A 20,765-nucleotide genomic window follows, 5' to 3' on the forward strand; every position below is an offset into this window, starting at 1 on the left:
CGATGAGTCTCCTTGGCGCCCTGCGCACCGGCATGTCCGGCATGAATGCCCAGTCCAACCGGATCAGCACCGTTGCCGAGAACGTGCAGAATGCCGGCACGACCGGGTACAAGCGGGTCTCGACGGAGTTCTCATCGCTGCTGCTGTCCTCGAGCGCGACCGGCGACTACAATTCGGGCTCGGTCGAGACGGTGCAGCGGCGCGCGGTCAGCGACGAGGGCGCGCGCGTCAGCACCTCCTCGAAATCCGACCTCGCGATCGCCGGCAACGGCTTCTTCGTGGTCAAGGACGCGAGCGGCGCCTCCTACCTGACCCGGGCCGGCAACTTCGTGCCCGACGGCTCGACCGGCACCTTCAAGAACGCCGCCGGCTTCACCCTGATGGGCTACAGCCTCAAGAACGGCCAGGCCAGCCCGACGCTCAACAGCCTCGACGGCATGGTGCCGGTCAACATCTCGGCGCTCGGCATGAAGGCGAGCGCCTCGACCAAGGGCGCCCTGACCGGGAACCTCGATTCGACCGCCGCCGCGGTGACCTCCGGCGCGGTGCCGGCCGGGTCGAACTACTCCAAGAAGACCTCGCTCGTCACCTACGACAATCTCGGCAAGGCGGTCACCCTCGACATCTACCTGACCAAGACCGGCGACAACGCGTGGTCGGCCTCGGTCTACGACGCGAGCAACAGCGCGAGCTTCCCGGCCTCGCCGCTCACCACGATCCCGCTCGGCTTCGTGAACGGCAAGGTCACCTCGGGCGGGACGGGCAGCGTGACGGTCCCGAACGGGCAGCCCGTCTCCCTCGACCTCACCGGCATGACCCAGCTCGCCTCGGCCACCGACATCAAGGGCAGCGCGGACGGCAGCAAGGCCAGCGCCGTGACGGGGGCCGAATTCGCCGCGGACGGCACGGTCTACGCGGTCTACGAGGACAACTCGAAGGTCGCCGCCTTCAAGATCCCGATCGCCGACGTCGACAGCCCGGACAACCTCAAGCCGCGCGCCGGCAACGTCTACGAGACGACCCTCGAATCCGGCGCGCTGCAGGTCGGCTTCGCCAACCAGGGCGGGCGCGGCGGAATCGTGTCGGGCGCCCTCGAACAATCCAACGTCGACGTCAGCACCGAACTCACCTCGATGATCGCCTCGCAGACCGTCTACACGGCAAATTCGAAGGTGTTCATGACCAGCAACGAGATGCTCGACACGCTGATGCAGCTCAAGCGCTGAGCCGACAGGGGCGCGGCCGCTCCCGGCGGGGGGCGGCGGCGCCCGGTTCCCGATCCCGGCGCGGGCTCGACCACGCCCCGGCCCACCGGCCGGTCCTTGCGCCAGCGCCGCCATCGCCTCTCCCGGCGCGGGCGTCGCGTCCCGCGCGTCTCCTCCGGAGCCTCCCGATGGGCCTCTCCCTCGCGCTTGCCACGGCGCGCTCCTCGCTCCTCGCCTCCTCGACCCAGATCGCGGTGTCGTCCCGCAACGTCGCGGGCGCGTCGAGCGCGGGCTATTCCCGCAAGATCGCCACCCTCGTGCCGGGCACCGGCGGCGTCACGGTCTCGATCACGCGGGCGAGCGACGCGGCGCTCTACGCGCGCATGATCTCCGCCACCTCGGACCTCGCGGGGTCGCAGCAGCTGCTCAGGGGCCTGCAGTCCCTCCAGCAGACGGTCGGCGACCCGCAGAGCACGACCTCGGCCGCCGCCCGCCTCTCCGCCCTGGCCGCCGCGCTCCAATCGGCGGCGAACAGGCCCGACGACGCCACGCTCGCCCGCGCGGCGCTCGACAAGGCCCGGGACCTCGCCGCGAGCCTCAACCAGGCCGCCGGCGCCGTCGCGAGGACCCAGGCCGACGCGGACGCGGCCATGGGCGAGTCCGTGACGCGGATCAGCGATCTGCTGTCGCAGTTCGACCTCGCCAACAAGGCGGTGATGCGCGGCACCGCCCTCGGCGCCGACGTCACCGACGCGCTCGATTCCCGCGACCAGATCATCGCCAAGCTCTCGGAGGAACTCGGCGTCACCGTGGTGCCCCGCGAGGGCGGCGACGTCGCGCTCTACACCGACAGCGGCGTGCCCCTCTACGACCGCATCCCGCGCAAGGTCAGCTTCGCGGCGACGCCGACCTACCAATCCGGCACGACCGGCAATGCCGTGATCATCGACGGCGTGGCGGTCACCGGGCCGAACTCGCCGATGCCCCTGCGCTCGGGCACGCTCGCGGGCCTGAGCCAGCTGCGCGACGTGGCCGCCCCGGCCTACGCGGCGCAGCTCGACGAGATCGCCTCCGCGCTGATCGCGACCTTCCGGGAGACCTCGTCCTCGGGCGGGGCCGACCTCGCCGGCCTGTTCCGAAACGGCAGCACCTCCGCCCTGCCGAGTTCCAAGGCGGGGCTCGCCGCCGCGATCACCCTGAACGCCGCGGTCGATCCGCAGAGGGGCGGCGACCCGGCGCTCCTGCGCGACGGCGGCATGAACGGCGCCGCCTACCGCTCCAACCCGGCCGCCGCCGGCAGCGGCACCGCCTATGCGGGCCGGCTCACCGCCCTGGTCGCGGCCCTGTCCGCCAAGCAGAGCCTGGGCAGCGCCCCGGGCCCGACCGGGTCGATGGCGCTGGCCGAGTACGCGGGCGCCTCGGCGGGCTGGCTCGAATCCCAGCGCAAGGTCGCCTCCAGCACCGTCGACCAGCAGACGACGCTGCTCGGGCGCGCCTCCGACGCCCTCTCGAACGTCACCGGCGTCAATACCGACGACGAGACGGCGCTGACGCTGCAGTTGGAGAGGTCGTACCAGGCCTCCGCCAAGCTGGTCACGCTGATCGACGAGCTGTTCAAAACCCTCATGAACGCGGTCTAGACACCATGCAGACGAGCTACATCTCGACGCAAAGCCTCTGGAACGCGCCGCGCAGCGCCACCGCCCGGCTCCAGGCCGAGAGCGCCAAGGCGACCCAGGAGGTCGCGTCCGGCCGCTACGCGGATGTCGGCCTCGAACTCGGGTCGCGCGTGAGCGTCTCCCTCGCGCTGCGCGGGCAGCAGGACCAGCTCGCCGCGCTGAAGCAGGACAACGGCCTCACCGCCCTGCGCCTGGACCAGACCCAGGCGACGCTCAAGCAGCTCCAGGCCGCGGCCGACGACACCCTCAAGCAGCTGCTCGGCGCCTCGATCGACAAGAAGGTCTCGACCATCTCGACGCTGGCCGCCACCCAGCTCGCCGCCCTGACCTCGGCCCTGAACGGCGCCGCCAACGGCCAGTACCTGTTCGCCGGGCTCAACACCGACAAGGCGCCGCTCACCGCCTATGCGGGCAGCCCGACCTCGCCCGCCAAGGCGGCGGTCGACCAAGCCTTCCAGGCGGCCTTCGGCAGCGCGGATCCCGCCACGATCACGCCGGCCCAGATGACCGCGTTCCTGAATGGGCCCCTGGCCCAGCTGTTCGACGAGGCGCACTGGACCGCGACCTGGTCGAGCGCGTCGAGCGACGCGCTGACGAGCCGGATCGCCCCGGACGAGACCGCCCGGACCTCCGTCAGCGCCAATGCGGAGCCGATCCGCAGCCTCGCCATGGCCTACGTCCTCGCCTCCGCCCTGAAGGCAGACACCATGTCGGCGGCCACGCAGACCGTCATCGCCGACAAGATCACGTCGCTGCTCAGCCAGGGGAGCCAGGGCCTCGTCGGCCTCCAGGCCGATCTCGGCACGGTGCAGGCGCGCATCAAGGACGCGAACACCCGCATGGACGCCCAGAAGAGCCTGATCGCCAGCCGGATCGACGATCTCGAAGGGGTCGATCCCGCCGAGGCCAAGACCCGGCTCGACCGGCTCAACGCTCAGATCCAGATGTCCTACTCGCTCACGTCGCAACTTCGGCAGCTCAGCCTCGTCAATTATCTGTAGTGATCGCCGGTTGCGGATCATCTTCCGCAGCTGCACTCAGCTTGGTTCTCCTTGCATGGGAAGGTTTTCACGGGCGCAGGCCAGGTCCCGCGCGCGTCATGGGCTCCCAAGAAAGGCCGCTCAGGAGTTTGTCGGTGTTAACCTTAAGCACAAACTCTCCTGAGATACTTCGCGACGGCCGCCCGACCCGGCGCGGATGGGGCTCCCGGGGCCCCTCCGACCGGCGGGCGGCCGGTTCGACGGTCCGGCTGACCGGGCCCGAGTCACACGAGGCATCAGCGACGATGTACCGTTTTTCCTACAACGAGATCCTGGAAGACGCGCCGGACCTCTGCCGCGAGCGGGAGCGCGCGGCCTTCGACAGGGCGCTCGCCCTGCTGCGGAAGGCCGATGCGGCGGACGCGAAGTTCGAGGATCGCGGCGAGGCGGTGAGCTTCCTGCAGCGACTCTGGGACGTCCTCATCGAGGACCTCCTCAACCCGGAGAACGGGCTGCCGGAGCCGTTGCGCACCGACCTCGTCTCGATCGGGCTGTGGAGCATGCGCGAGGCGAGCGAGGCCCTGCGCCTGCCCGAGCGCAGCCTCGCGCCGCTGATCGACGTGAACACGGCGATCCGCGACGGTCTGCGATGAGCCGGCGCATGCGGCTGTCCCTGCGGGCCGGCGAGCGGGTCTACGTGAACGGCGCGGTCCTGCGCGTCGACCGTCGGGTCTCGCTCGAGCTCCTGAACGAGGCCACCTTCCTGCTGGAGCAGCACGTGCTCCAGCCCGAACAGGCGACGACTCCCCTGCGGCAGCTCTACTTCGCCGCCCAGGTGCTGCTGATGGACCCGGCCGGGGCCGAGCCGGCCCGCAAACTCTATGACGAGTTGCATGCCGGCCTGATGGCGGCGCTCACCAACGCGGAGATCCGGGAGGGCCTGATGGCCGCCTCCGCCCAGATCGCGGCCGGGCGGCCCTACGAGGCCTTGAAGCTCATCCGGAATCTCTACGCCGCCGAGGCGGCCGTCCTCGACGGCGGCGCGGCCCAGGCCGAGCTGCCCCCGCCGCGCCGGGTCGTCCGGAGCGCGGGCCGCGCGGCCTGAGGCCCGAGCGGCCCGAGATCCAACCGGCACGAGAGCCAACCGGCCCGGATCCAAGCGACACCGCGCCGCCGGCGCGGCAGCGGCGCCGCGGCGCCAGAGGAGAGACCAGCGATGAGCATCACCGGCATCAGTTCGTCCACGGCGGGGGCGTCGAGCGGCGCGACCGCGACGGGCGGCAGCGCCGCGCCCACCACCTCGAAGACCGCGACCTCGCTCAACACGGACGCCTTCCTGCAGCTGCTGCTCACGCAGCTCAAGAACCAGGATCCGACCAAGCCGATGGATTCGACGGCCTATATGGGCGAGCTCGCCACCTTCTCGGAGGTCGAGCAGAGCACCAAGATGAACAACAAGCTCGACGCGCTCCTGTCCTCGAACTACCTGTCGCAGGCCGAGAGCGCGATCGGGCGCACCGCGACCTCGGACGACGGCAAGATCACCGGCGTGGTCGCCTCCGTGAAGATCACCACGGACGGTCCGCTCGCCACCCTGAAGGACGGCCGGCAGCTGCTCCTCGGCAACGGCGTGTCTCTGTCGTGAACGAGGTCGACGCCCTCGAACTGGTGCGCGCCGCGATCTGGACCATCCTGATCGGGGCCGGGCCCGCGGTCGCGGCCGCCATGGCGGTCGGCATCGCGGTCGCCCTGCTCCAGGCGCTCACGCAGATCCAGGAGGTGACCCTCACCTTCGTGCCGAAGATCGTCGTGATCCTGCTCGTGATGCTGATGACCGGCTCCTTCGTCGGCACCCAGCTCTACATGTTCACCGAGAACGCCTACGGGCGGATCACCTCGGGCTTCTGAGGAACGCGGAGAGGGCCCGGATGGCCGTCGCGCGAGGGCCGGCCCGGCCCTGGCGGCGCGGTCTCGCGCCGGCGAGACCCTCGGGGGCGGGCCGAACCGGGGCCGCGAGGGGAAGGGCGACCGCGCGCGGCGATCGCCACCACTTCACCGCCAGGTTCTACGCGAAGATGAAATCGCTCGCGTCCATCGCGGTCGGCGTCACCCCGGCCAGGAGCGCGTAGGTCGAGCCCCCATCGAACCTGAGCAGCGCGTTTCCATTATAGTTGAGCACGTCGACGGATGAGAGCGAGGGTCCGACGACGATCTTGTCGGTGCCGTCCTGCCAATCCATGATCAGGTCGATGCCTTGACCGGCCTCGAAGCGGAATTGATAAATCCCGCTGCCGCCGATCAAGGTGTCGTTGCCCTCGCCGCCGTCGAGCCTGTCGCTGAGATCGGAGCCGGTGAGTTCATCGTTGCCGCCGTATCCGTTGATCGTGATGCCCGTCCACGTGCCGGTCGCCTGGTGGTACACGCGTTCCCCGGTCAGATAATTGTTGCCTGCGCTGCCATTCAGCGCATCGATATCGACCAGTTTGACTCCTGTGAGATCAAGTGACAAATTTGGTTTTGATTGTTGTCGGGACGCTCGTGAGATTAATGATCGCCTCGATCGAAGTCATCGAGCTGATGCCGATCTCGACGTAATTCCATACATAGCTGACGCCTTTGAGAAAAATACTATCGGATCCGCTGCCGCCCTCGTAGAAATCGTTACCCTCCGATCCATTCAGGAGGAACACGTCGTCCCCGTCGTCGCCTTGCAGGACATCGTCACCGTATCCACCGTAGATGGTGTCATCGCCACCTTTTCCCTGGATGAGATCAGGTCCAGAGGTGCCCCCAAAGAACGTCGCGCCCGTCAGTTCCAACGACATTCGCCATCTCGGATCTCCTCATTGGAAAGCTGCAGATTCTCACCTGCGAAGCAGGCCTAGCGGCCTTCGATGCGGCGTCCTCTCCACGCCGCAGCGCCAACTCCTTTGAGTCAGCGACTAACCCTAGCGGGAACATATCGATCCAACTACCGACCGAAGGTTGTTTAAGGCCGCTTTGGTAATTCCTGTAATTCGTTTCCAGTTCGCTCTGTAGCAATAATTCAGGAATATATAAAATATTCACCTATAGCAATTTCAGTGCTACAGATCGAATTTGTACGCAGAAACAAGATAAGTGATTTCCATATATACAAAGTTCGTGCTGATATTTTTCTTTGTTTTACACAAACCTTTCTGGCTTGCTGAGTATCAAAAATGCAAGCATCGTTGAATTTCGGCGCTAAGAATGTCGTACAGAAATGATAGTATACTGGAAATATATTTGAATTCAGCACAAAGATCGGATCTCTCGGTGGAACGAGGAGATTTGTACTGGGCAGAAGTATGCAGATTGACATAATCTTAATCATCTTGCCCGAGCGTAACAGGGGCTTTCCTCGCAGCCATGGGCGAGCCCAACGCGCGTGCTCCGCAAGACCTCACCCGCGGCCAAACAGGTGTTCATGCCATGACGACCGTTTCTCTCACCAGCAAAACTCCGGTGCTCGCTTTGCTGCGCGGGACCGGAGCCGCAGCAAGTTCTCCCTCATCACCGGCCGATGATCTCATCAAGACCGCGACCGGTATATCCAACAAGCCGAGTTACGCGACGAGGCAGGCCGCGTCCGCGGCAGCGGGTCTCGCGATGGCCGCTGCGCTCAGCGACGGCAAGGTCATCTATGCGACGAAGATGATCACCATCGCGGATCTTGGCTCTTTCGATACATTCGATGAGGCTGTCGATTATGTTGATAAAAGCCCTGAAATTGCTAAAGACAAGAAATTCGATTGGGTTAAGTTTCTAAGATCACTTGAGAAATCGCGCAACGAAATCGAAGAATTTATGCATTCGGGTCTGGGGAAGAAGTTGAAATCGGGAGAATTGCAACCTCCGAAGGCCGAGACTCGGGCGTATTCGGTCGACGAGGCCTTTGCCCAACTGGATGCCGCGACGCGCTGATCCGACCGCGGAGCGAAGGTCACGGCGCGGGGCCGCCGCCCCGCCTGCCCGTCCGAGCCGGACGGTTCCCAGGCCCTCCCGGCAGGCGACGATCGCACCGGACGCGGCGCCGCCCGTCCCGGGACGACCCGCCGCCCCGGCCGGGTCCGTACCCCCGGGCCGATCCGGGGTGCGGGCCTCACCCCCGCCCGCACCGCCGGCAAGGCCCCGCCACCCTCGCGCAAGCTTCCGCGCCGACAAGGACCGGCGTCACCGGAGAGCGGGGAGCCGCGATGGCGTTGGTCGAGGCAATCGGGCTGGAGCGCAGGACGCAGCGGGATTTCGGCTTCGCGGCCGGCATCGTCGCCATCCTGGCCGTCCTTTTCCTGCCGATCCCGGCGGTCCTGATCGATGTCGGCCTCGCCTTCTCGATCGCGCTCTCGGTCCTGATCCTGATGGTGGCGCTCTGGATCCAGAAGCCGCTCGAATTCTCCGCCTTCCCGACCGTCCTGCTCATCGCGACGCTCCTGCGCCTCGCGCTCGGCATCGCTACGACCCGGCTGATCCTGGCCAACGGCCAGTCCGGCGTGAACGCCGCCGGCCACGTCATCCAGGGCTTCTCGCAATTCGTGATGAGCGGCGACTTCGTGATCGGGATCGTGGTCTTCGCGATCCTGATCACGGTCAACTTCCTGGTCATCACCAAGGGCGCGACCCGCATCGCCGAGGTCGGCGCCCGCTTCACCCTCGACGCCATCCCCGGCAAGCAGATGGCGATCGACGCCGACCTCAATGCCGGGCTCATCGACGACAAGGAGGCGCAGCGCCGCCGCCGCGAGCTGGAGGAGGAGAGCGCCTTCTTCGGCTCGATGGACGGCGCCTCCAAATTCGTCCGCGGCGAGGCGGTGGCGAGCCTGATCACCATCGCGGTCAACATCTTCGGCGGCATCATCATCGGCACGACCCGCCACGGCATGCCGCTCGCCACCGCGGCCGACGTCTTCACCAAGCTCTCGGTCGGCGACGGCCTCGTCTCGCAGATCCCGGCCCTGATCGTCTCGCTCGCCGCGGGCCTGCTCGTCTCCAAGGGCGGCACCCGGGGCACCGCCGAGCAGGCGGTGCTCGGCCAGCTCGGCGCCTATCCGCGCGCGCTCACCGTCGCGGCCGCCCTGATGGGCCTGTTCGCCCTGGTCCCGGGCCTGCCCTTCGTCCCCTTCATGGCCCTCGCCGCCCTGATGGGCTTCGTCGCCTACGCGATCCCGCGCCGCCTCGCCGAGAAGAAGGCCGCGGAGGCCGCGCAGCGCGCCCTCGAGGAGGAGCGCAAGGCCGCGGCCGCCAAGGATTCGGTCAAGGAATCCTTGAAAACCCCCGAGATCGAGCTCTGCCTCGGCCGCCACCTCTCGGCCCAGGCCAACACCGCCCGGATCGAGCTCGGCCACCGGGTATCGAAGATGCGCCGCAAGTTCGCGCTGCAGTACGGGTTCGTGGTTCCCGACATCAAGCTGACCGACAGCCCCTCGCTGCCGCCCAAGACCTACCAGATCCGCATCCACGGCACCCTCTCGGCGAGCCAGGAGATCCGCCCCGGCGAGTCGCTCGTGGTGGTGGGCGACGGGCCGCGGCCCGACGTGCCCGGCGAGGAGGTGCGCGAGCCCGCCTTCGGCATGAGGGCGATCTGGGTGCTCGACGCCTACGCGGCCGAGGTGCGCCGCGGCGGCTTCGAGCCGGTGGACGGCACCTCGGTGCTGCTGACCCACCTGTCCGAGGTGATCCGCAACAACCTGCCGCATCTCCTCTCCTACAAGGACATGCGCAACCTCCTCGACCGGCTCGACCCCGAGTACAAGCGGCTCCTGGAGGAGATCTGCCCCTCCCAGATCTCCTATTCGGGGCTGCAGGCGGTGCTGAAGCTGCTGCTGGCGGAGCGCGTGTCGATCCGCAACCTGCACCTGATCCTGGAGGCGATCGCCGAAATCTCCCCCCACGCGCGCCGGTCCGAGCAGATCGCCGAGCACGTGCGGATGCGCATCGCCCAGCAGATCTGCGGCGACCTCGCCGAGGACGGGGTGCTGGCGGTGCTGCGCCTGGGCAGCCGCTGGGACCTGTCCTTCCACCAGAGCCTCAAGCGCGACGCCAAGGGCGAGGTGATCGAGTTCGACGTCGACCCGCGCCTCGTCGAGCAGTTCGGCACCGAGGCCTCCGAGGCGATCCGGGCGCGGCAGAAGGAGGCGCACGTCTTCGCCCTGGTCACCGCCCCGGATGCCCGGCCCTACGTGCGCATGATCATCGAGCGGCTCTTCCCGACCCTGCCCGTCCTGTCGCACCTGGAGATCGCCCGCGGGGTCGAGATCCGCTCCCTCGGGACGATCTCGTGAGCGGGCCGGGCCCCTTCCTGCCCGGGCCCGACCTCTTCCTCGGGATCTTCCTGATGTTCTGCCGCATCGGCGGCTGCCTCCTGGTGGTCCCCGGCGTCTCCAGCGCCCGCATCCCCGTCCAGGTGCGCCTGTTCCTCGCGCTCTCGGTCACCTTCGCGCTCAGCCCCCTGATCCTGCCCCTGTTCAGGGGCCGGCTCGCCGCGCAGGAGCCGGCCGTCACCTTCCTGTGGATCCTCTCGGAGAGCCTGACGGGCTTCCTGATCGGGCTCCTGGGCCGGGTCTTCCTGTTCGTGCTGGAGACCGTGATGACCGCCGTGACCATGGCGGTGGGGTTCGGGACCATCCCGGGCACGCCGATGGAGGGCAACGAGCCCCAGGGCGCCCTCGTCTCCCTGGTGATGGTGGCGGCGACGGCCCTGCTCTTCTCCGCCGGCCTGCACTGGGAGCTGTTCCGCGGCCTCGTCGACTCCTACGCCCGCCTGCCGCCCGGCGAGGGGCTCGGCTCCCAGGCGGCGCTGGTGCAGATCGTCGATCAGATCACCAGCGTGTTCGTGCTCGGCCTGCGCATCACCTCGCCCTTCATCGTCTACTCGATCGTGGTGAACCTCGCCGTCGGTTTCGCCAACAAGCTGACGCCGACGATCCCGGTCTACTTCATCGCCACGCCCTTCGTGATGGTGGGAGGAATCCTGATGCTCTACCTGATCTCCGGGGAGGTGCTGATGCAGTTCCTCGGCTCCTACGCGATCTGGCTGCGGCAGGGCTGAGGCGTGCGCGCGCCCGACCGCCTCGCCCGCGCCAAGCGCCTGATGGCCCTGCAGGAGCAGATGCGGCGCGCCGCCGAGCGGGACCTCGCCGAGACCCGGCGCCGGACCGAGGCGGTCGGCGCCTCCGAGGCCGCCCTCCTCGCCGCCCTCGGCCAGGACGCCGCCGCGGGCCTCTTCCTCGAAGCCGCCGCGCGCCGCGTGAAGGCGCTGGCGGGCGAGAAGGCCGCCCTCGCCGCGCGCGCCGGAGCCGAGCAGGAGACCCTGCGCGAGCGCGCGCTGGCGCAGAAGCGCAGCGAGCGCCAGGTCGCCCGGCTCGACGCCGAGGCCCGGCGCGAGGCGGAGCGGCGCGACCTCGCCGAGCGCATCGAGGGGCTGGTCGCCCAAGGACCGGTCGCCCAAGGACCGGTTGCCCGCGGTGACGCAAGCCTCCCGTAAGCCAGCGGGGCTATCGCTCGCGCATCCTCTCCCGCAACGGCAGGATCCCCGGCAGTCGCCATGAGCATCAAGCCTCCCTCCGACATCGTGCTCGACGTCGCGCGGGCCGCCGACCCGACCCGCCTGCAGGAGGCCGCCGCCAAGCTCGGCACCGCCGGCGGGGCGGTGGACCCCTCCGCCTTCGCGGACGCGATGGCCTCGGCCGGCCTCTCGACGCACATGCCCCTCGACGCGCAGGGCGCGCTCACCGCGGCCAAGTCCGACACCGCGCTCTCGGCCAAGAAGGCGGCCGGCCCCTACCGGCAGTTCGAGTCCTTCGTGCTGCAGCACTTCGTCGAGACGATGCTGCCGTCGAAGGCGAGTTCCGTCTACGGCAAGGGCATGGCGGGCGGCTACTGGAAGTCGATGCTCGCCGAGCAGATCGGCGGCCAGATCGCCAAGGCCGGCGGCCTCGGCATCGCCCGGCTGCTCGCCAACGCCCACCCGGTCCAGACCGGCGAGACCAAGAAGTCCCAACTCTGACCGCCCGAGGCGCCCCCATGCTGATCGCATCCCTGACCCGGCTCGAAGCCACGATCGACGAGGAGACGGAGGCGCTGCTGACGCGCCGGCCGATCGACCAGGACGAGGTCAACCGGCGCAAGAGCCAGAGCCTGCTCGAACTCACCCGCCTCGCCCGCCACCGGGACGAGCCGGCGGATCCCGATCTCGCCGCCTGCCTGACCCGCCTGCGCGACAAGCTCGCCCGCAACCAGGAGGTCGTCGCCCTGAACCTGCGGGCGGTGGAGGAGGTGTCCGAGGTGATCGCCGGCGCCCTGCGCGCGGCGGACTCCGACGGCACCTACGGCCCCGACCACCGCTGAGGCTTCGCGCATGCGCATCGTCGTCACGGGCATCTGGATCTGCGTCGTCACCCTGCTCTCGTGCTACGGCGTCGTCACCTGGGGCGCCGGCCTGTTCGCGCAGAGGACCGAGCCCTACCTCGAAGGGCTCCAGTACCAGAAGCTGCGCGCCATCAACGTGCCGGTCATCGCGGACGGCGCGCTCCAGGGCTACATCGTCACGGTCCTGGTCTTCACCGCGGATGCCAAGCTGATGCACACGGTCGCGGTGCCGCCCAATTCCTTCGTCATCGACGAGGCCTTCCGCCAGATCTACGGCGATCCGAGCCTCGATTTCCGCAGGATGGCCAAGTACAACATCAGCAAGCGCCTCGACGAGATCCGCGCCAAGGTCAACGAGCGGCTGGGCGCCGAGGTGGTCAAGGACGTGCTGGTGGAGGACTTCAACTTCGTGCCGCGCAAGGACCTGCGCTCGTGAGGCGGGCGGGCTGATCCGGGATCCGGTTGATCGCAGCGGATCGCGGATCACGCGCCCGCGCGGCGCATGAGCGAAGCCCGGATCCGCGAGACCCGACCCGGGCCGGTTCACGCCTCACCGAGCAGCCGCTTCACGGCGTCGAGGGTCAGCCGCCCCGCCAGCGCCCTCTCGCGCCCCTCGTCGAGCGCGATGGCGACCCCGCCGCAGACCGCGCCCTGCCCGTGGAAGACGTAGCGCAGCGTGCTCGACGGGTGCAGCACGCCGGGCTTGAGCGAGAGGTAGCCCTGCAGGCCGCCCGGGCGGTCGCTGCGGCCGCTGACCAGGGCGAGGCCGCCGCGCTTGCCGTCCACGAGGCGCGGCACGACCCGCAGGCGCTGCGCCTCGCGGCTCGCCAGCACGAGGCGCGGCCCGGCGAGCGCCACCAGCACGTCGGGCGGGAAGTGCAGGAGCCCCTCGACCGAGAGCGGCCGCTCCTCGGTCTCGAAGCGGTCGAACACCGCCAGCGCGGTCAGGTCGTCGAGGGTCACGATCACCCGGCGGTGGCGGTAATCCGGCCCGTGCACGCTGGTGCCGATCGCGTAGGCGGTGGCCCCGTCGAGGCGCTCCACCTCGGCGAGCCAGCCGGTGCCCGCGCCGGGCTCGCGGCCGTCCGGCCAAGCCACGTTGTGGGCGCGCGCCGAGGTCAGGTAGTGGCGCACCAGCCCGCTCTCGACCTGGCCCGAGCCGCCGGCCTCGACGATCCAGCGCACCCCCTCCGCCGCGAAGACGAAGGAGGTGCAATCCGCGTGGCCGTGGGCGTGGCGCTGCTCGCCGAAGGCGCAGGCGAGGTGCGCCCGGCTCGCCCCCGGCCCCTCCGCCCGCGCGGCGATCAGGCCCGGCCCGCCCCGGGCCGGCACGAGGCTGCCGCGCGCGGCCGTCGCCCGCTCGCCGGGGCCGAGGAGGCGCCCGATCCAGGCCCGGTGGTCGATGCCGTGCGGCGCGTCGCCGAAGGGCGGCAGCCGCCCGCCCGGATCGAGGAGCCCCGCGAGCATGCGCAGGGCGGGCCCCACCCGCCGGCCGATCGTCGGCCCGGGCGCCTCCTCGCCGAGCGCCTCGGCCAGCAGCCGCCCGAGGCTCGCCAGTTCCAGCCGCTGGTGCAGGGACGGGTCCGAGAAGGTGCCGTCCGGGGCGCTGAGCGCCGCGAACCCCTCCTCCAGGGCGTGCCGGGCGAGCGAGAGCCAGAACGGCGAGAGCGGCAGGCGCGGCAGGGCGAGGGCGACCGCCCGCAGCGCCACCGCGGCCTGGACGTGGTGCAGCGTGCGCGCCACGGCATTCTGGCCGATGATCTCCGCGAGGGCGAAGCCGTGCCGCACCGCCTCGCCCGCCAGGGTGCGCAGGGGTTCGACCCGCATCGAGCCGATGCTGAACGGCGCGAGCAGGGCCACGAACACCTCGGCCCGGGCGGCGAGCGCCGCCGGATGCAGGCTGAGCCCGTCGGCCGGATTGCCCCAGGGATTGGCCCGCGACCACGACAGGGCGATCTCGGTCGCCCTTGCGGCATCCGCCGCGGCGAGGGGCAGGAGCCAGCCGAGGGATTGGTACTCGAGCCGCCACGCGGGCGACTGGAACGGGTCCTCGCTCCAGCTCGGCTCGGGCGGCAGGTCCCAGGCGGGGGCCCGGCCGAGGCGGAGCGCGGTCCCGGCCGGGTCCGGCGCCGCGTCCGGGCCGGCCTCGCCCGGCCCGGCGGGCCCGGATTGCAGCCGGCGCAGCCGGTCGAGGAGGAGCGGCACCCCCTCGGCGGGGGCGGGCGAGCCGCGCAGGCCCAGCGCCGCGTCGACCCGGTCGAGGAAGGTGCCGGCGTCGATGACCTCGTCGCCGCACAGGGCCTCCAGGCGCAGCCCGTCCTCCAGCCCGATCTCGACCGGGCCGGTCAGTTCCACCTCGGCCCCCGCCTCCCAGGTGGCGAAGCCGACCCGCACGGCGGCGGCCTTCGGCGGCGGGGTCAGGTCGAGGGTGAAGCGCCGGGCCTGCCGGTGGGCCGGCAGGTTGATGCCGGCCCCGAAATCGGGCGTCGAGACCGTGTCCGGATAGGGCGGCGGGATCGCCTCCCCGGCCGCGTTCCTGTAGGCGACCCGCGCCAGCGCCCCCTCCCGGCCGGTCCGCGCGGCGTGGATCTGCCCGCGCAGCACGAGCGGCCGGCCCGGCACCAGGGCGAGGTCGAGCCAGTCCGGTTCGAGGCCCAGGCGCCGCCGCCGCCGCGGGATGCGGGCCGGCCCGCCCTGGCGCAGCTCCGGCCGGATCACGCCGAAGGGGGCGGCGTTGCGCCAGGAGCGCACGCTCACCGTGGCGTGGCGGGCGGGATCGGGCACCAGGAAGCCGAGGCGCACCATCGCGGCGCGGGTGCCCTCCCCGGCATCGAGGTAGGCCGGCCCGGCGATCCAGGCGCTCTGCGGATCGAGGAGCGTGCGCGACAGGCCCGGCACGTGCTCGAAGTCGAGGCTCGACCTGTCCTCCGCCAGGAAATCCACCCCGACCAGCGCGAAGTCGAGGCTGGCGCCGGCGGTCTCGGCCTCGTCCCAGGCGAGCAGGAAGGCGAATTCCACCCAGGTCTCGGGCCGGAGGTCGGAGAAGGCGAGCACCGCCCGGGCGAAGCGGTTGTTGGCCGCCACGACGTGCTCGTCCGGGCGGGCGCCGGCCGCGGCGCCGCCGGCATAGCTCACCGAGACGGGCAGGAAACGGGGCGCGGCGGGCATGCTCGCGGGCGGGTGGAGGCGGGCGGGCGTCCTGGGGACGGGAGACCGCACCTGCCGGCTGGGCCGCCGGCCTGTCAAGCCGGCGCCGCCCTCCCGTCAGGCCGCGCGCCCCGCCACCGCCCGGTCGCGGATCTGGGTCAGGGTCTGGCCGGGCGTGATCGCGTCGGTGGCGATCTTGAGGTGGATGATCGCGGGCCGGCCGCAGGCGCTCGCCTCCCGGAACGCCGCCGGGAAGTCCTCGGTGCGCTCGACCGTCCAGCCGAGCCCGCCGAAGGCCCGCGCATAGGCGGCGAAATCCGGGTTGACGAGGTCGGTGGCGACGACGCGGTCGGGGAATTCGCGCTCCTGATGCATCCGGATCGTGCCGTAGCTGGCATTGTCGGCCACGATCACCACGAGCGGCAGCCGGTACTGCACGGCGGTCGCGAATTCCTGGCCGTTCATCAGGAAATCGCCGTCGCCGTTGATCGACACCACGGTGCGCTGCGGCCACAGGCGCTTCATCGCCACCGCGGCCGGCACGCCGTAGCCCATCGAGGCCGAGGTCGGGGCGATGTGGGAGGCGAGGCCGCGGAACCGGTAGAAGCGGTGGATCCAGGCCGCGTAATTGCCCGCGCCGTTGCACAGGACCGCGTCGCGCGGCAGCACCTCGCGCAGGTGGATGATCACCTCGCCGAGATTGACCCCGCCCGGCTGCGGCGTCGCCCGCTCGCCCCAGGCGAGGAACTCCGCGTGGGCGGCCCGGGTCTCCTCCCGCCACGGGATGCGGGCCGGGGCCGGCAGCCGCGCCAGGGCGGCGGCGGTGCGCGCGGGCGAGGCGTTGATGGCGAGGAAGGGCTGGTAGACGCGGCCCAGCTCCTCCGGGCCGGCATGGATGTGGACGAGGCGGGTCCGCGGCCCGGGCACGTCGAGCAGGCTGTAGCCCTGCGAGGGGATCTCGCCGAGGCGCCCGCCGAGCAGCACGAGCAGGTCGGCGGCCCTGGCGCGCGCCACCAGCTTCGGGTTGGGGGCGAGGCCGAGATCGCCCGCGTAGTTCGGATGCAGCGCGTCGAACAGGGGGCTGCGCCGGTAGCTGGTGGCGACCGGCAGGTCGAAGGCCTCGGCGAAGCGGGCGATGGCCGCGCAGGCGCCCTCGCTCCAGCGGCTGCCCCCGAGCAGCAGGAGGGGCCGCTCCGCCGAGGCGACGAGGTCGGCGAGCCGCGCCACGTCCTCCTCCCCCGGCGCCGCCTCGACCGGCCGGAAGGGCGGCGCGAGCGGGGCCGCCGTCGCCTCGCTCAGCATGTCCTTGGGCAGCGCCACCACGACCGGGCCGGGCCGCCCGGCCGTCGCCGTCGCGAAGGCGCGGGCCACGAATTCCGGCACCCGGTCGGGGTCGTCGATCTCGGTCGCCCACTTCGCCATCGGGCCGAACACCGCCCGGTAATCGAGCTCCTGGAACGCCTCGCGCTCGCGGAAGCGCCGCTCGATCTGGCCGACGAACAGGATCATCGGGGTCGAGTCCTGCTGGGCGACGTGCAGGCCCGCCGAGGCGTTGGTGGCGCCCGGGCCGCGGGTGACGAAGCAGATCCCGGGCATCCCGGTCGCCTTGCCGTGGGCCTCCGCCATCATGGCGGCCGCCCCCTCCTGGCGGCAGGTCGTCACCGCGATGCCGGAATCCCGCAGCGCGTCGAGGACGGGCAGGAAGCTCTCGCCCGGCACCGTGAAGACGTGGCGCACCCCGTTCGCCACCAGCTGATCCACCAGCACCCGGGCGGCTGTGCGCCCCGGCCTCGCCTCGTCCATCGTGCGGCTCCATGCGGTTGCGTCGTGTGGGCGCTCCGCGCCCGGGCGGGGCCCGTGCGGCGGCGCGGGCGGGCGGATCCCGGCCCGGTCAGGGCCGAAGGCCTCGTCAGGGGCCGAAGATCGCGCCCTCCGTGTAGGGGATCTCCCCCGGCCGGGGCGGGTTCGGGCCGCGGAAGTACCGGGTCTGCTGCCGGGCGAGCGACAGGCCGACGAGGCCCGGCAGCGGCCCGTCGGCGTCGATCAGCACGGTCGGATGGCCGCGCCCGAGGAGGTGGCGCCCGAGCGGCCCGGCGAAGCGCGCGAACTCGGCGAGGTCGCGGCAGTAGATCAGGTGGCGCGTCGGCACCAGCCGCTTGAGGATGCGCCGGGGGGCGAAGACGAAGGGGTGCAGCCCGTCCTGCGCCTCCGCCACCAGGCAGGTGCAGCCGTAGCCGGCATGGGCCTCCAGCAGGTCGCGCTCGGGCAGGTCCGCCAGGCATTCCGGCGCCCGCTCGCCCACCCGGTGGATGCGCACGCGCTCGTGCGGGTCGGCGAGCCAGGGCAGGCTGAGGAACAGCCCGCGGCCGAACGGCTGGAAGCCCTGCCGCTCGATGATCGGCTGGGTGTGCGGGGCCGGCGAGAGATTGAGGTAGGTGACGGTGGGGTCGCGCAGGACCGCGCCGACGAGCAGCGCGGCGTGGCCCGCGAAGGCGGGCTCGGACGACCAGCTCGACAGGTTGCAGCGCACGACCCGGCGCCCGTCCCGCACCGCTTCGGAGAAGATCGTCAGCAGCACCGCGACCGGCCGCCCCCCGGCCTCCAGCAGGTAGCCGAAGCGCGGATAGCTCTCCGGCACCGGCCGCGCCGCCTGCCGGGCGAGGCCGCGCCGCCAGTAGCTCTTCGGCCGGAACCGGAAGCCGCGGCTCAGCAGCCCGGCCACGGCGTCGAGGTCCGCTTCCGTGATCTGCCGCCGGCGCACCGGGCCGCGGACATCTGTAACCATTCCGTTCACCCTACGGAGGCGAAAACCTTGCTGGGCTTTCACGGCGGCTGGTATAGCGGATGAAGAGAACAGGAGATACGCCCGCATGTCCGTAAGGTTAACGATTCTCGATCAAATGAAGAAGATCGCCGAAGAGCAGCAGCGCAAGCTGGCTCCACTGTCGGACAACACGGCTCTGGTCGAGACCGGGCTGGATTCGCTGTGCTTCGCGATCCTGGTGGCGCGGCTGGAGGGCGAACTGAACGTCGATCCATTCACGATGTCGGACGAGATCACCTTCCCGGTGACGGTCGGCGAGTTCATCGCGCTCTACGAGGGCGCCGCCGTCGATGCCGCGGCCTGACCCGGGCTCCCTGCGCGAGGCGCTGGCGGGTGCCGGCGAGACCGGCGGCCGCCTCCTCGGGCGCGAGGCCGCGATCGACTTCGCGGCGCTCACCCGCGCGAGCGCGCTGGGACCGGCCCGCGACGGGCTCGCCGGGCGCGCCGTGCTGGTCGCGACCGCGGACCAGTTCGCGGCCGCCCTGGCGCTGATCGACCTCGACGGGCTCGCCCGCCGGCTCCTCCTCGCCCCGCCCGACCTCGACCCCGCCCACCTGCCGACCCTGCTGGACCGCGCCGGGATCGAGGCCGTGGTAACGGACCTCGCGCCCGCGGCGCGGCCGGATGTCGGCGGCCGCCCGGTCCACGCGATCGGCGCGCCGCGCCCCGCCGCGGCCCCGGCCGCGCCCCGGCTCGCCACCGAATGGGTGCTCCTCACCTCCGGCACCACGGGCGTGCCCAAGATGGTGGTGCACGACCTGGAGGGGCTCGCCGGCGCGATCCGCCCGCGTCCCCCCGGGGAGCCGGCGCCGGTCTGGTCGACCTTCTACGACATCCGCCGCTACGGCGGGCTCCAGATCTTCCTGCGCGCGGTCCTCGGCGGCGCCTCGCTGGTCCTCTCGGCCAAGGACGAGCCGGTGGCGGAGTTCCTCGCGCGCCTCGGGCGCCACGGGGCGAGCCACGTCTCGGGCACGCCCTCGCACTGGCGCCGGGCGCTGATGAGCGCGGGGCTCGGCGCCTTCCGCCCCTCCTACGTCCGGCTCTCCGGCGAGATCGCCGACCAAGCGGTGCTCGACGCCCTGCGCGCCGCCTTCCCGCAGGCCTCGATCGGCCACGCCTACGCCTCCACCGAGGCGGGGGTGGGGTTCGAGGTGACGGATGGGCGCGAGGGTTTCCCCGAGAGCTTCCTCGGCCCCCGCGCGGGCGGCGTGGAGCTGCGCGTGGTCGAGGGCGCCCTGCGGATCCGCTCCGGCCGCACGGCCCGCCGCTACCTCGGCGAGGGCGCGCCGATCCTGCTCGACGCGGAGGGCTTCGTCGATACCGGCGACATGATCGAGATCCGCGACGGGCGCTGCGCCTTCGTCGGGCGGCGCGGCGGCATCATCAATGTCGGGGGCCTCAAGGTGCACCCGGAGGAGGTCGAGGCGGTGATCAACCGGCATCCGCGGGTGCGGATGTCCCTGGTCGAGGGCCGCCGCAACCCGATCACGGGCGCGCTCGTCACCGCCACCCTGGTGCTCGATCCCGGGGAGGCCTCCGTCGAGGCGGTCAAGGCCGAGATCCTGGCCGCCTGCCGGGCGGCCCTGCCCGCCCACAAGGTCCCGGCCGTCCTGCGCGTCGCCGAGGCGCTGCCGGTGACCGGGGCCGGCAAGCTCGCCCGGGGACGCGGTCCGGGCGCCCAGGCCCCGCTTGCCCAGGCTCCCCTTGCCGAGACGCCCCTTGCCGAGACGCCGCCGGAGAGCCGTCATGCGTAACGTCCTCGTCACCGGGGCGAGCCGGGGCCTCGGCCTCGCGATCGCCGTCACCCTCGCCGGCGCCGGCTTCCGGGTCGCGGCGGTGGCCCGCCGCCCGAGCGAGGCGCTCGAGGCGGCGATGCGCGCGGCCGGGCCGGGCGAGCTCCACTTCGCGGCCGCCGACCTCGCGGAGATCGGGGCCCTGCCCGACCTGGTGCGGCGCCTGCGCGAGGCGCACGGGCCGCTCTACGGCCTCGTCAACAATGCCGGTCTCGGCACCGAGGGGCTCCTGGCGATGATGCCGCTCGCCGACATCGAGGCGCTGGTGCGGCTCAACACGCTCGCGCCGATCGTGCTCACCAAGCACGCGGTGCGCGCCATGATGGCCGAGGGGGCCGGGCGCGTCGTCAATGTCAGCTCGATCATCGCCTCGACGGGCTACAACGCGCTCTCGGTCTACGCCGCCACCAAGGCGTCGATGATCGGCTTCACGCGCTCCCTCGCCCGGGAGGTCGGCCCGCTCGGCATCACGGTGAACGCGGTGGCGCCGGGTTTCATCGACACCGAGATGACCGCGGGCCTCGGCGAGGCGGAGCGCCGCAAGATCACCGGCCGCGCCGCCCTGCGCCGGCTCGCCGAGGCGCAGGACGTGGCGAACGCCGTCGCCTTCCTGATGGGCGAGAGCGGGCGCAACATCACCGGCACGGTGATGACGATCGACGCCGGCAGCACCGCCTGACCGCGCCGCGACGCAACCGCGCCCCTCCGGCCGGGTTAACGCACCGGAAGAGTCCGCGGGGCGCGGGAGGAGC

Annotated in this window: 22 protein-coding genes; 17 read left to right on the forward strand and 5 right to left on the reverse strand. The window is 71.2% G+C overall.

Translation table 11 applies throughout. The annotated features are described in order from the left end of the window. The first annotated feature begins 2 nt into the window (after positions 1-2). From QA634_RS32830 to fliQ, 7 genes are all read left to right on the forward strand, one after another. Positions 3-1,226 (forward strand): flagellar hook protein FlgE, encoded by a 1,224-nt coding sequence (locus QA634_RS32830; RefSeq protein WP_012336140.1) that lies wholly within the window; start codon positions 3-5, stop codon positions 1,224-1,226. Between the two features lie 167 nt (positions 1,227-1,393). Next, positions 1,394-2,845 carry a flagellar hook-associated protein FlgK gene (flgK, locus tag QA634_RS32835; protein ID WP_012336141.1) on the forward strand — a complete coding sequence of 484 codons (1,452 nt, stop codon included), beginning with the start codon at positions 1,394-1,396 and terminating at the stop codon, positions 2,843-2,845. Between the two features lie 5 nt (positions 2,846-2,850). Then, the gene (locus QA634_RS32840) at positions 2,851-3,885 is read left to right on the forward strand and encodes a flagellar hook-associated family protein (RefSeq protein WP_012336142.1); all 1,035 of its coding nucleotides are present in this window, start codon (positions 2,851-2,853) and stop codon (positions 3,883-3,885) included. Positions 3,886-4,169: 284 nt separating this feature from the next. Continuing rightward, positions 4,170-4,517, forward strand: a complete 348-nt coding sequence (gene flaF / locus QA634_RS32845; RefSeq protein WP_012336143.1) for a flagellar biosynthesis regulator FlaF — start codon at positions 4,170-4,172, stop codon at positions 4,515-4,517. Between the two features lie 8 nt (positions 4,518-4,525). Beyond that, entirely contained in the window at positions 4,526-4,969 is a 444-nt protein-coding gene (gene flbT / locus QA634_RS32850) for a flagellar biosynthesis repressor FlbT (protein WP_150108772.1), read from the forward strand. 111 nt (positions 4,970-5,080) lie between these two features. Continuing rightward, complete coding sequence (gene flgD / locus QA634_RS32855) at positions 5,081-5,509, forward strand: flagellar hook assembly protein FlgD (RefSeq protein WP_012336145.1); 429 nt, start codon at positions 5,081-5,083, stop codon at positions 5,507-5,509. Next, on the forward strand, positions 5,506-5,772 hold the full coding sequence (gene fliQ, locus QA634_RS32860) for a flagellar biosynthesis protein FliQ (RefSeq protein ID WP_012336146.1): 267 nt from the start codon (positions 5,506-5,508) through the stop codon (positions 5,770-5,772). Before flgD ends, fliQ begins: the two co-directional genes overlap by 4 nt. 157 nt (positions 5,773-5,929) lie before the next feature. On the opposite strand, the gene QA634_RS32865 is transcribed toward fliQ, so the two are convergent. After that, on the reverse strand, positions 5,930-6,373 hold the full coding sequence (locus tag QA634_RS32865) for a hypothetical protein (RefSeq protein ID WP_150108773.1): 444 nt from the start codon (positions 6,371-6,373) through the stop codon (positions 5,930-5,932). Next, the gene (locus tag QA634_RS32870) at positions 6,363-6,689 is read right to left on the reverse strand and encodes a hypothetical protein (RefSeq protein WP_050777532.1); all 327 of its coding nucleotides are present in this window, start codon (positions 6,687-6,689) and stop codon (positions 6,363-6,365) included. Before QA634_RS32870 ends, QA634_RS32865 begins: the two co-directional genes overlap by 11 nt. A 565-nt stretch (positions 6,690-7,254) precedes the next feature. On the opposite strand from QA634_RS32870, the gene QA634_RS32875 reads away from it, so the two are divergent. The 7 genes from QA634_RS32875 to QA634_RS32905 all read left to right on the forward strand — a co-directional run bounded on the left by QA634_RS32875 (position 7,255) and on the right by QA634_RS32905 (position 12,685). Further along, a complete protein-coding gene (locus QA634_RS32875) occupies positions 7,255-7,809 on the forward strand; it encodes a hypothetical protein (protein WP_012336147.1) in 555 nt (184 codons plus the stop codon). Between the two features lie 272 nt (positions 7,810-8,081). Beyond that, positions 8,082-10,163 carry a flagellar biosynthesis protein FlhA gene (gene flhA, locus QA634_RS32880; RefSeq protein WP_012336148.1) on the forward strand — a complete coding sequence of 694 codons (2,082 nt, stop codon included), beginning with the start codon at positions 8,082-8,084 and terminating at the stop codon, positions 10,161-10,163. After that, a complete protein-coding gene (gene fliR / locus QA634_RS32885; RefSeq protein ID WP_012336149.1) occupies positions 10,160-10,930 on the forward strand; it encodes a flagellar biosynthesis protein FliR in 771 nt (256 codons plus the stop codon). Before flhA ends, fliR begins: the two co-directional genes overlap by 4 nt. Before the next feature lie 3 nt (positions 10,931-10,933). Next, positions 10,934-11,365 (forward strand): hypothetical protein, encoded by a 432-nt coding sequence (locus QA634_RS32890; RefSeq protein ID WP_012336150.1) that lies wholly within the window; start codon positions 10,934-10,936, stop codon positions 11,363-11,365. Between the two features lie 60 nt (positions 11,366-11,425). Further along, the gene (locus tag QA634_RS32895; RefSeq protein ID WP_012336151.1) at positions 11,426-11,887 is read left to right on the forward strand and encodes a rod-binding protein; all 462 of its coding nucleotides are present in this window, start codon (positions 11,426-11,428) and stop codon (positions 11,885-11,887) included. 17 nt (positions 11,888-11,904) lie between these two features. Next, positions 11,905-12,228, forward strand: a complete 324-nt coding sequence (locus QA634_RS32900) for a flagellar protein FlgN (protein WP_012336152.1) — start codon at positions 11,905-11,907, stop codon at positions 12,226-12,228. Between the two features lie 10 nt (positions 12,229-12,238). Continuing rightward, complete coding sequence (locus QA634_RS32905) at positions 12,239-12,685, forward strand: hypothetical protein (RefSeq protein ID WP_012336153.1); 447 nt, start codon at positions 12,239-12,241, stop codon at positions 12,683-12,685. 107 nt (positions 12,686-12,792) lie between these two features. Here QA634_RS32905 and QA634_RS32910 read toward each other — a convergent pair whose 3' ends face one another. From QA634_RS32910 to QA634_RS32920, 3 genes are all read right to left on the reverse strand, one after another. Continuing rightward, the gene (locus QA634_RS32910; RefSeq protein WP_283027085.1) at positions 12,793-15,468 is read right to left on the reverse strand and encodes a heparinase II/III domain-containing protein; all 2,676 of its coding nucleotides are present in this window, start codon (positions 15,466-15,468) and stop codon (positions 12,793-12,795) included. 45 nt (positions 15,469-15,513) lie between these two features. Continuing rightward, positions 15,514-17,199 carry a thiamine pyrophosphate-binding protein gene (locus tag QA634_RS32915; RefSeq protein WP_012336155.1) on the reverse strand — a complete coding sequence of 562 codons (1,686 nt, stop codon included), beginning with the start codon at positions 17,197-17,199 and terminating at the stop codon, positions 15,514-15,516. 106 nt (positions 17,200-17,305) lie between these two features. After that, on the reverse strand, positions 17,306-18,181 hold the full coding sequence (locus tag QA634_RS32920; RefSeq protein WP_012336156.1) for a hypothetical protein: 876 nt from the start codon (positions 18,179-18,181) through the stop codon (positions 17,306-17,308). Positions 18,182-18,266: 85 nt separating this feature from the next. On the opposite strand from QA634_RS32920, the gene QA634_RS32925 reads away from it, so the two are divergent. The 3 genes from QA634_RS32925 to QA634_RS32935 are packed head-to-tail and all read left to right on the forward strand — an operon-like array spanning position 18,267 to position 20,692. Continuing rightward, on the forward strand, positions 18,267-18,524 hold the full coding sequence (locus QA634_RS32925) for a phosphopantetheine-binding protein (protein WP_012336157.1): 258 nt from the start codon (positions 18,267-18,269) through the stop codon (positions 18,522-18,524). Further along, positions 18,511-19,974, forward strand: coding sequence for an ANL family adenylate-forming protein (locus QA634_RS32930; RefSeq protein ID WP_012336158.1), 1,464 nt, complete (start codon positions 18,511-18,513; stop codon positions 19,972-19,974). The genes QA634_RS32925 and QA634_RS32930 overlap by 14 nt, the downstream gene beginning before the upstream one ends. Further along, positions 19,967-20,692, forward strand: a complete 726-nt coding sequence (locus QA634_RS32935) for an SDR family NAD(P)-dependent oxidoreductase (protein WP_012336159.1) — start codon at positions 19,967-19,969, stop codon at positions 20,690-20,692. The genes QA634_RS32930 and QA634_RS32935 overlap by 8 nt, the downstream gene beginning before the upstream one ends. The last annotated feature ends 73 nt before the right edge of the window (positions 20,693-20,765 follow it).

The sequence above is a fragment of the Methylobacterium sp. CB376 genome, from assembly GCF_029714205.1.
Classification (GTDB): domain Bacteria; phylum Pseudomonadota; class Alphaproteobacteria; order Rhizobiales; family Beijerinckiaceae; genus Methylobacterium.